Origin of the sequence: Pararhodobacter oceanensis (assembly GCF_003076755.1) — a bacterium.
GTDB lineage: Bacteria > Pseudomonadota > Alphaproteobacteria > Rhodobacterales > Rhodobacteraceae > Pararhodobacter > Pararhodobacter oceanensis.
Genome location: NZ_QDKM01000021.1, coordinates 1 through 9,077, shown reverse-complemented (window position 1 = coordinate 9,077; position 9,077 = coordinate 1). Strand labels below are relative to the sequence as shown.

General features: G+C 52.8%; 10 protein-coding genes and 1 pseudogene. 7 read left to right on the top strand and 4 right to left on the bottom strand.

All coding sequences use genetic code 11. The features are described 5' to 3' along the window. The first annotated feature begins 359 nt into the window (after window positions 1-359). Complete coding sequence (locus DDE20_RS18925; RefSeq protein ID WP_133240380.1) at window positions 360-1,097, top strand: hypothetical protein; 738 nt, start codon at window positions 360-362, stop codon at window positions 1,095-1,097. A 132-nt stretch (window positions 1,098-1,229) separates the two neighbouring features. Here the strand turns inward: DDE20_RS18925 and DDE20_RS18660 are convergent, their stop codons facing one another. From DDE20_RS18660 to DDE20_RS18655, 3 genes are all read right to left on the bottom strand, one after another. Beyond that, the gene (locus DDE20_RS18660; protein ID WP_116560030.1) at window positions 1,230-2,009 is read right to left on the bottom strand and encodes a sulfotransferase family 2 domain-containing protein; all 780 of its coding nucleotides are present in this window, start codon (window positions 2,007-2,009) and stop codon (window positions 1,230-1,232) included. 65 nt (window positions 2,010-2,074) lie between these two features. After that, on the bottom strand, window positions 2,075-2,401 hold the full coding sequence (locus DDE20_RS18920; protein ID WP_133240379.1) for a hypothetical protein: 327 nt from the start codon (window positions 2,399-2,401) through the stop codon (window positions 2,075-2,077). A 553-nt stretch (window positions 2,402-2,954) separates the two neighbouring features. Next, window positions 2,955-3,632, bottom strand: coding sequence for a thermonuclease family protein (locus DDE20_RS18655; RefSeq protein ID WP_240608283.1), 678 nt, complete (start codon window positions 3,630-3,632; stop codon window positions 2,955-2,957). Window positions 3,633-3,763: 131 nt separating this feature from the next. Between DDE20_RS18655 and DDE20_RS18915 the strand changes: the two genes are divergently transcribed. The 6 genes from DDE20_RS18915 to DDE20_RS18630 all read left to right on the top strand — a co-directional run bounded on the left by DDE20_RS18915 (window position 3,764) and on the right by DDE20_RS18630 (window position 8,626). Continuing rightward, window positions 3,764-3,964 carry a hypothetical protein gene (locus tag DDE20_RS18915; RefSeq protein ID WP_133240378.1) on the top strand — a complete coding sequence of 67 codons (201 nt, stop codon included), beginning with the start codon at window positions 3,764-3,766 and terminating at the stop codon, window positions 3,962-3,964. A 94-nt stretch (window positions 3,965-4,058) separates the two neighbouring features. Continuing rightward, window positions 4,059-4,379, top strand: coding sequence for an excalibur calcium-binding domain-containing protein (locus tag DDE20_RS19430; RefSeq protein WP_420812384.1), 321 nt, complete (start codon window positions 4,059-4,061; stop codon window positions 4,377-4,379). 191 nt (window positions 4,380-4,570) lie between these two features. Next, window positions 4,571-5,794: an ABC-three component system protein gene (locus tag DDE20_RS18645; protein ID WP_116560027.1), complete on the top strand. Its 1,224-nt coding sequence runs from the start codon at window positions 4,571-4,573 to the stop codon at window positions 5,792-5,794. After that, entirely contained in the window at window positions 5,791-6,279 is a 489-nt protein-coding gene (locus DDE20_RS18640; RefSeq protein WP_116560026.1) for a three component ABC system middle component, read from the top strand. Before DDE20_RS18645 ends, DDE20_RS18640 begins: the two co-directional genes overlap by 4 nt. After that, the gene (locus tag DDE20_RS18635) at window positions 6,276-8,231 is read left to right on the top strand and encodes a DUF3732 domain-containing protein (RefSeq protein WP_116560025.1); all 1,956 of its coding nucleotides are present in this window, start codon (window positions 6,276-6,278) and stop codon (window positions 8,229-8,231) included. Before DDE20_RS18640 ends, DDE20_RS18635 begins: the two co-directional genes overlap by 4 nt. Before the next feature lie 116 nt (window positions 8,232-8,347). Next, on the top strand, window positions 8,348-8,626 hold the full coding sequence (locus DDE20_RS18630; RefSeq protein WP_116560024.1) for a transposase: 279 nt from the start codon (window positions 8,348-8,350) through the stop codon (window positions 8,624-8,626). A 73-nt stretch (window positions 8,627-8,699) separates the two neighbouring features. Here the strand turns inward: DDE20_RS18630 and tnpB are convergent. After that, window positions 8,700-8,912, bottom strand: a pseudogene (tnpB, locus tag DDE20_RS18625) (IS66 family insertion sequence element accessory protein TnpB); the annotation flags it as partial. Window positions 8,913-9,077: the final 165 nt, after the last annotated feature.

The following is a 9,077-nucleotide window of genomic DNA, read 5'->3' as shown; positions in this document are numbered from 1 at the left end:
GACGCTGGAAACCGTCGCCGCCATTTGCGACACTACCTCCATGGACCCGGCGACAATCGCCGCCCTGTAACTGCGGCCAAGCCAAGGCCGAAGAACAAAGTTACACCAGTTCCTGGGACACGATCCAAGTTAAACGAATGTGATTTGATTGTAATGTCGTCCCATGGGCGACGCGGCGTTCAGCAAACGATGATGTGGAGGACCTGCAAACATTTCTGCCACGCTGAACCCATCGACTGCTTTCCACGCTGCTCCCAGATCTCGCCAGCGCCCCTTTGAAAAAATCTGATTTACCGAAACCGCCGCGTAAGTTGATGTCAAAGCCCCTTTACCACCTGCAGTTGTCTCGACTATACTTCATGGCAACTGCCATTTTACTATCGATTGCCAAAGTTGAGGGACCTATGCAGAGTATACGTCTTGGACTGGAAGCGGCACCGGACTTCCTGGCGAAGGCTCGCAGAGAGCTTCTTCGTTTCAAAAGCTTTGAAGATTCTGCTGATAAAGCGGATCACGCCTTAAACCTCGCTCTTACAATCGGTCAGCTCGGGAAATGGACCTACCATCACGGCATCGAACAAGGCGTCTCACTCGGCGGGCTTTTCGCATTCATAGAACGTGCCCACAACAGCAATGCCTCAGTAAAGCTGCTACACAAGATTGCAGGAACGACGAAACATCATACTTCCAGTCGGCGGATTGTGCTGGAAATAAAGGTTAGTGAAGTTGGCCCTTGCCAATTAACGATACAACAATTCGACCTCGGCATCGACGACTGGCAACCACAAACCCATGTGGCGGGTAGTCGACTTCTTGGCATTCGCTCATTAATTAAAGACAATGAAATTGTTGGGCTCGAGTCAGCTTTTGAAGGATTGGCGGTTACCGAGAAGCGCAATGGATTGTTTTTTGATCCCGTCTGCGAAGATGCGATTGGCTTCTGGAGCAAAACAATCCTCGAATTAGAAGCCGGAAGGCAACCTCCATGGCTTTCATGTCGAACTTCGACGATTCACCCTCTCGGATTGGCCGGGGGTAGAAAGGGTCGAGAACGCAGCTCCGGCGTCGCAATGTCAGGCTCCGCCGCCCAAAGATAATCCAACCAAAGACGTGGTGCTTGCGAAACGCAAATCCCGTGCGCTCATCTCATTGCTACGATCGACGTGGATCGCCTGTCAATTTGCGCCCGACGGAGTGTGGCGGCCAAAGGACAGAAATAGGTCATGACCTTAGCCCTGATTGAGAATTTGACTAATTCTTGGTATCTCCTCCGTCCGTATGGGCTGATGTATATTCCAGAATTTCCACGCCTGATGTGTCAGCCACTTATCGTGCCCATATATTTCACCAATTCTCCTATCAATATCGGCACTTAACAGTTCATCTCTACCAATTGTCTTATTTGATTTATTTCGTTCAATTCCTTGAATCAATTCTCGTGCATTTGGCAGCACTGGGAGCAGTAGGTTTTTGATGCTATTCTCGACCCCGGACAACATCAGAATCTTTAGATCAAATCTTTTGATCACGTCCATTCTCCAGCCCTGAGGTGTCCAATGGGGATCCGGTGATAACTCAGTCTCACCTTTTAGATTCAGCTCAATCCAATCGAGCAGGATCATACAGTTTTTCCGATGTTCATCGATCGACGCAGGATCCCCAATCAAGCCATATCCGTCCAACAAGACTTGCCGAAGCGGAACAAAGCGCGAGCTCCCTGCTCCGACGACTTTATCGAAGTAAAGCGAGAAAAATCGATCAACAGGATTCCTGAATACCGTAAAGGCAAATTCGTTGTTCCGTATATCCCCATCGCTGTAACCATGGTCGGACGCTCGCGGGAACACGTGATCTGCATCGTGAATACGATTTGGTTTTTCATGATCACCCTGATGATCAATGCGCCAAAGCAAATTCTTTACAAATGTACAACCACACTTGGGAATAACTAGATACTGTATCTCTGGCAGCGAGTTGGTGGAAAACAATCGGTGAGCCAATTCACTCATTTACTAGTCCGTTTATGCAAAAAATTCGAAGTGGTGCTGTCATGTAATTATCCTACAAAAATGCATCACTCATCTTCATTGTCGTCAAATTCGGAAAAGCCAAATTCATGCGCTGATACAGATCCATTTGAAAGGTCAATAATACCTTGGAACATTGCTGCCGCTTGACGCAAATGGTTTGCAGCTACCATTTCCAAAGCTAGAGCCGCTCTGTGCCGGTTCAGAGGCAAACCCTCTGGAAACTCATCGAGAACAGATTCTGCTCGGAGCAATACCTCTAAAAGCGCAGCTGTCTGCGACAAATCACTCCTATCAGAGTTCTCGCCAGGATCTTTGCGGAGGTGAAGGGTGGCCGATCCGTCGCCATGTGTTTGATAGTGCATCGTCGGCATACGCTATGTCACTGCTTTCTGTAGAAAATCTCAAAAAAATGAACATGTCGATTCTGTTCGCAAGACTATGACCGACTTTTCTAAGCAATGGAAGTTTGCGTCGGTCGCCTGCAAGCTCATAGGAAAAGGCACCTGTGTTGCGCGACGAGGCCCGCGTCGGAGCAGCGGCGAAATGCCTCAAACCAACACGATGAGCCAGGTCGCCCCCTACCGCTTTCCCATCTTCTATTCAATTTTGCGCAGTGACTGATTGTCTCACGTCGGCTTACGGCGAGCTCCATGTGGATGGATGCGGCTTGATACGGCTGTCGACGCATCTCTCTGGCGGCAGATGACGCTCCGTCCGAGGGTGAGTATGATAGACTGCCGTTGCACAACTTAAGGGAGGCAACGCCGCAACTCTTCAGGATCAAGTTGTCATTTACCCACCTCAATCACGGCCGCCCATCACAAGTTTCCGTAGCCAAAAGAACCAGCTTTCTCCCGGCCGAAATGAACCAATAAGCTGTTGTTCATCGCAAGCGCCGAAAGCCCCGACCACCTCGGCTTCCTTTCAATTGCGCGGCGCTCGCCATCCTGCTGCTTGTGCCTCCGCTTCGTCACAAAACCAACGCTCACCATTGGCTTCAGTGACTATGGTGCGCGCGTAGTTGGGTGACCAAGGTGTATGGTAGATGCGCTCGCCGCGCCTGTTGATGTTCCCCTTGATGGGGCATCCTACTCTTGGAGAAGCCTCTGCTGCCCGCTCCCACCGGTTTGAACGCCATTCCCATGGCGGGATTGCTTCGGCCCGCCAGACGCCACGCCCATCAGCCCGTGCATGAGCTTCATCAGAAACGTAGTCATCGCTGTATCGAGTAAAGGCCCATGCAAGCCCTTCCGCAACCAGGGCACGCGCCAAATCTTCGCCAGTATCTGAATAACAGCGCGCAATGACGCGATTGTAGGCGTCACGATCTAGCGCATCGCACGAAACACTGCGGCCATCGATCAAGTCAGTCAACCGCCTTGTTGCGTATGCGCCGCATCGCCAATCCCCACCCTGCGATGTCGGGCAAGTCTGCCCAGTCTCAGCGGTATCTATGCCGTGCAATCGAATCCTGACGGGGCCGATATCAATTGTATCCCCGTCAACGATGTTTGCCGTGCCAACAATTTGAACTGATGCGACAGTTGGATTAGGCCATCCAAAGATTGCCGTAACGCCTAAAGCAACTAGAATCGAGCGCATCAAGGCCCAATGCCACGTCATGTCATCTACCTAGTTACGGTTCCCATTACCTCTCGTCGCCCAAAACACAATCAGTTGCAAGCTCTTGGCGAATACTCAATAGTGAAAAAATTTGAAATCCGGATTGCGAAGTGGACAAATTGAACGGGCAAATGAGCGTTGATGATGTAACCGCCCCCGTCGGCATCTGTGTGCCAAGATGGGTCTTAGAAGACCCAAAAAGAGGAGTGGTCATCTCAGAATTTTTCACGGTCGGGCTCAATCAGGCAAAGAATGTATTTCAGGCCGCTGGCGCGGTTGGCGCGAAAGCCTCACAGCGAATTCAGGCTTGAATCTAGATGCCTTAATGCATCTTTACCCACTTGAAATTATACCCTTGACGCGACAACCACAACCCAACACACTCACCTTTAGCGGGTGTATTTAATGGGTGTCTCAATGCGTTTTATCCTAATTTTAGCCGTTGTGTTTCTGGCTCTTGCGAGTGCCGCTCTTGCCCACAGCGGAGGACTGAATGCTCAAGGCTGCCACAACAATCGGCGAACAGGCGATTATCATTGCCATCGCACCCAGAGTTCATCGTTGGCTCGCACAATAAGGCCAGCGAACACCGCTCGACCTTCAGTCAGAGGTAGTTACCGGAACTGCACTGAGGCCAGAGCAGCTGGCGCAGCACCAGTATTTCGCGGTGACCCTGGATATGGACGACACCTAGATCGTGATAATGATGGAATCGGGTGCGAATGAGTTTAGACACGAAACGATTGCCGATAGTGCGCGACGAACGAATAAGACATAGAATAATATCACAGGGAGTGGGAAGCGGAAGTTCGCTGCGCCTTGCGCCAAAGTCTGAAATCAGCAAGAGTGCCATAAGGTGATTTCCGGCTCAGAGGTCCCTATCGGCCAATTGGCTAATCTGACTGGACGAGAGAAATATGGTCGAAAACGAAACTGATAAGTTCTCGGCAGGCGAGCAGAGCCTTGGATATATTTACCAAGGTCGTCTTGCGTTGCTTCGTCTCCTTCAGCTTCCAGAAGATGCGGCAGTCTTCATTGAAAAAGACGACGATCTCGATTTTATTGACTCCGAAGGCGGTAAGTCTTTGGCTTCGCTAAAGCACAAGGTGATTGGCGATAAACTGTCAGACCTGTCGACTGATTTCTGGAAATCAGTCAATATTTGGCTGATACGATACAAGCGGGATGGCCTTGCTGCGTCAAATCTGCAGTTCTTCCTTTTTACCACCGGCACCGTGTCAACCGATTCATTTCTTGCTCGCTTCCTCCCGGAGCAGGCCTCCGATTCCAGGCATGAGGCAACACTGACCGAACTGGCCACCGATGCGCTCAGTAGGTCAAAGTCCAAACTCATTAAACCGATTGCCGTTGCGTTTAACGAATTGAGCGACTCAGCGAAGCAAGACTTTCTCGAGCGCATCCTGATCATGGATGGGAACCCGCGCATCAGTGACATCCCGGCGATCATACGGGAAAAACACATGCGAAGCATAAGACGCGAACACCGCCAGTTCGTCTTAGAACGACTGGAAGGTTGGTGGACCGATGCTGTGATCAAGCAGTTGACTGGCGCCAGACCGGAAGAGATTTTTGGCCACGAAGTCTCGGATAAGCTTTCCAACATCACCGAGGAATACAAAACAGACAATCTGCCAATCACCTTCCGCGGAAAGGTGCCCGTCAGTGAGATTGACACCGATGCCGATCCGCGCCTTTTCGTCAAGCAAATGCACGAGATAGGCATCTCTTCCAGCCGTATCAGAAGTGCGATCCTAGATTACTATAGAGCATTCGAGCAGCGGTCGGCTTGGGCGCGCGAAAACCTGCTCGTGTCGGGAGAGGTGGAGGATTACGAGGATCGACTCGCAGAGGAATGGAGCCGCTACAGGGACTTTGTTTTCGAGAAGCTCTCGGACGACAGCGCCGAGGATGCGCTGCGCGAAGCCGGAGCCACGCTCTACAAATGGGCAGAATTTGAGACCGGCAAGATCGAGTCCCTTCGCATTCGCGCGTGCGTGACGGAACCCTATGTCGTCCGAGGCAGCCTTCACATTCTCGCTGATACCACGCCTGAACCTAGAGTTTATTGGCATCCACGATTTATCGAACGCGTATGCAAAGTGTTAGGGGTGACCTCGTGAAACGATGGGACCAACGCCCGTTCGAGATTCGTAATCTATTCAACCCGGCATTTTGCGGCTTGGTCTTATTCCGTTCGTTGAACGCATATGAAGACGAAGATGCACGAGGCATGCCATTTTCACTGTCACTACTCGTCCTGCCGCTCTGCTTGCACAAGGACTCGCGCGAGGTAATTGTCAGTAGTCCGCGCAGATACCTGCTTAAGACGACGGAGAAGAACCAGCAACTGATGGTGGGCTTCGGCGATCGGGTTTCGGAGATGCTACCCTATGCCTTCGAGGGATTTGGTCTGCTTATGGAAAGGGGCTGCATCAATGTCGCAGATAACGGCCGCATCCAAACCGTGCCCAAGAAGGTGCGCAAGACCGTCAGTGGAACAGCCGAGACTGTTAACTGCCAAAAAGTTGCGCGGATAATTGGTAGAGAATTTGCACGCATTGCCGACCGGGCAACCATTTACGCAACATTCGGAATTCGCCCATGAAGATCAGGTCCATCCACATTTACAGCCATGACGGCCAGCGTCGTGACCTCCAGTTTAAGGTGAAAGGGCTTAACGTCATCACCGGTCGCTCCTCGACCGGCAAGTCCGCGCTCTCTGAGATTATCGAATATTGCATGGGACGATCCACATTCAACGTCCCCGAAGGCATCATCCGCGACAAGGTGGCCTGGTTCGCCGTGATCTACCAGTTCGAGAAAGAGCAGGTGCTGGTCGCCAAGCCGACCCCGCCTCGCGGTGGCGCCAGTTGCCGCACAGCAATGCTGCGAAGGGGTTCCGAACTGCAGATACCCGAGTTCAAAGATCTGGTAGTCAATACCGACGACGATAGTATCGTCGAACTGTTGTCCCGCCTGCTTGGTATTCCCGAGAACCGTACCGAAGTCGCGCTTGAGCAGAGCCGCGCCAGCTACAACGCGAACGTCAAGCACACCTTCTTCTATCTTTTCCAGAAGCAGGGGCTGGTAGCCAACAAGGACCAACTTTTCTACCGTCAAAACGAGCAACACCTTCCGCAGGCGATACGCGACACACTGCCGATCCTACTCGGCGTCTCCTCCCACGACCGCTTCGAACTGGAAGCCAATCTACGCATTGCACAGCGGGATCTGAGGATCAGCAACAAGAAGCTGGAGCAAGCGCTCGATGCCGTCGATACGTCGCATGAGCAGGCCATCAGCCTCTACTCGGAAGCGACGGCTGTTGGGGTGATCGGAAGCGCCGATGAAAATCAAAATGCAGACGCAGTCATTGAAGGATTGAGCTCTGTCCTGTCTTGGCAACCTGAAAAGGTGCCTGACGACGACGCTAGCCGGATTTCCCTGTTGGAAGAAGAGCTGGCTCAACTGCGCCAGGATCGGCGAGACACTCAGGCAAGAATTGATTCGGCGCGACAGTTCGCCAAGAGGGCGGGCGGCTACGAAAACGAGGCCACTGAACAAATAGATCGTCTCACTTCGATCAAGTCACTGCCAAAGAATCCCGACAGCGGCGAATGGCAATGGCCATTCAGCGAACGGAACCTAGCGCTCGACTCCCCGCTTGCTGCCGTCCTGCTAAACGAGCTTGAATCGCTAGATAAGGAATTGCGCGTCGCCACCGGTCAGCGCCCCAAGCTCGAAGCCTACTTGGCTGAATTGACTGCTCAGGCGGACGGCATCGCAGCCGAAGTCAGACAGAAAGAAACTGAGCTTTCCGCTGCGATCGCAGCCAACGAGGTCATTGCCCAAATGGGCAGTCGCAACAATGCTGCCGCGCGCGTGGTAGGCCGTATCAGCCTTTTCTTGGAAACGCTCCCTCAGAACGAAGAACTTGCCAGACTTAAATCGGAGAATCGCCGTCTCATCAAGCGGGTGACGCAACTCGAGGAGGAAATCGGCACCGACGATAGCGACGAGCGCCTAGCCTCAATTCTCAACAACATCTCTGCGCAAGTCACGCGGTTCATCCGGAAATTCGAGGCCGAATTCCAAGACTTTCCCGCGCGGCTCAACCTATCACAGTTGACGATCATCTTCGATCGGCCTGAGCGTCCGGTCCCTATGAGTCGCACAGGAGGCGGCGAAAACCATCTAGCCTATCACCTTTCTGCACTACTCGCTCTGCACCTATTCGCTGCGCAAAACAACCGCCCAATCCCACGCTTCCTGTTGATCGATCAGCCGACCCAAGTCTACTTCCCGTCCGAAAAAGTCTACAAAGAGGCCGACGGCTCTTTCCAAAAAACAGAGGCTGATGCGGATCTAAACTCGGTTCGTCGCTTGTTCGATCTGCTGTTGAAGTATACCCAGGATGACGTACCCGGCTTTCAACTGATCGTCACCGAGCACGCGAACCTCCGTGATCAGAGGTTTCAGGACGCATTGGTCGAAGAGCCTTGGACCAAACCCCCAGCGTTGGTTCCTGAGGAGTGGCCAAGCCTCGACGGGGTTTAAGGTCGAGTGCATTTGTGAGGATTCTAAACACGGACGCCCATTGAAAGTCAGACGTTTGAATAGCCCCTAGATTTGTAGACGCCTTGCTTGGTAATTTTGGAAGCAAGGAGGACGATATGTCCGGAGGTAGATTCACAAACGAGTTCAAGCGCGATGCAGTGGCCCAGGTCGAAGATCGGGGGTATCCGGTGCGCGAGGTGGCCGAGCGGTTGGGGGTCAGCACCAAGTCGATTTACACTTGGCAGAAGCAGTTTTCACGGCCGGCGAAAGTGGTCCAGGAGGTCGATGTCCAAGCGGATGAGATCCGCCGGCTCAAGCGCGATCTGGCCAGGGTTACGGAGGAGCGGGACATCCTAAAAAAGGCGACCGCATACTTCGCCAGGGAGTCCCGGTGAGGTATGCCTTCATTGCTGAGAACCGGCTGACCTTTGCGGTCAGGGCGATGTGCCGGATGCTGCGGGTTCATCCCAGCGGCTTTGTAAACAGGCAGGCCCCTTGGCTATCCCACCAAATGATCTTCAAAAGATCGCCACGGCGACCGCGGAAGACGAACATGTGGCCGCAATACGGATCCTCGGCCAAAACCTGTTCAGCCTGTGCCGCCAGCGTGTTGAACCCTCGCCGCATGTCCGTGACGCCGGCCGCCAGCCAGACCCGCGTGTTGCTTGGCACCGGGATCATTGCGCCAGTGCCTCGACCATCGCCACGATCGCTGACAGTGCGGATTTCAGAAATACCGGACAGCGATTACGCTAATTCCCGGACAGCCGTTTCAGTAATTCCCGGACAGCACGGGCACGGCTGATCATCTGCCTGCAATCAGGTTTCGGTTTGGATAGTTTCGGT

Bases quoted from the DNA above. Each gene is read 5' to 3' on its own strand.
- DDE20_RS18925 (WP_133240380.1), top strand. From the start codon at position 360: ATGGCAACTGCCATTTTACTATCGATTGCCAAAGTTGAGGGACCTATG.
- DDE20_RS18660 (WP_116560030.1), bottom strand. From the start codon at position 2,009: ATGAGTGAATTGGCTCACCGATTGTTTTCCACCAACTCGCTGCCAGAG.
- DDE20_RS18920 (WP_133240379.1), bottom strand. From the start codon at position 2,401: ATGCCGACGATGCACTATCAAACACATGGCGACGGATCGGCCACCCTT.
- DDE20_RS18655 (WP_240608283.1), bottom strand. From the start codon at position 3,632: ATGCGCTCGATTCTAGTTGCTTTAGGCGTTACGGCAATCTTTGGATGG.
- DDE20_RS19430 (WP_420812384.1), top strand. From the start codon at position 4,059: ATGGGTGTCTCAATGCGTTTTATCCTAATTTTAGCCGTTGTGTTTCTG.
- DDE20_RS18645 (WP_116560027.1), top strand. From the start codon at position 4,571: ATGGTCGAAAACGAAACTGATAAGTTCTCGGCAGGCGAGCAGAGCCTT.
- DDE20_RS18635 (WP_116560025.1), top strand. From the start codon at position 6,276: ATGAAGATCAGGTCCATCCACATTTACAGCCATGACGGCCAGCGTCGT.
- DDE20_RS18630 (WP_116560024.1), top strand. From the start codon at position 8,348: ATGTCCGGAGGTAGATTCACAAACGAGTTCAAGCGCGATGCAGTGGCC.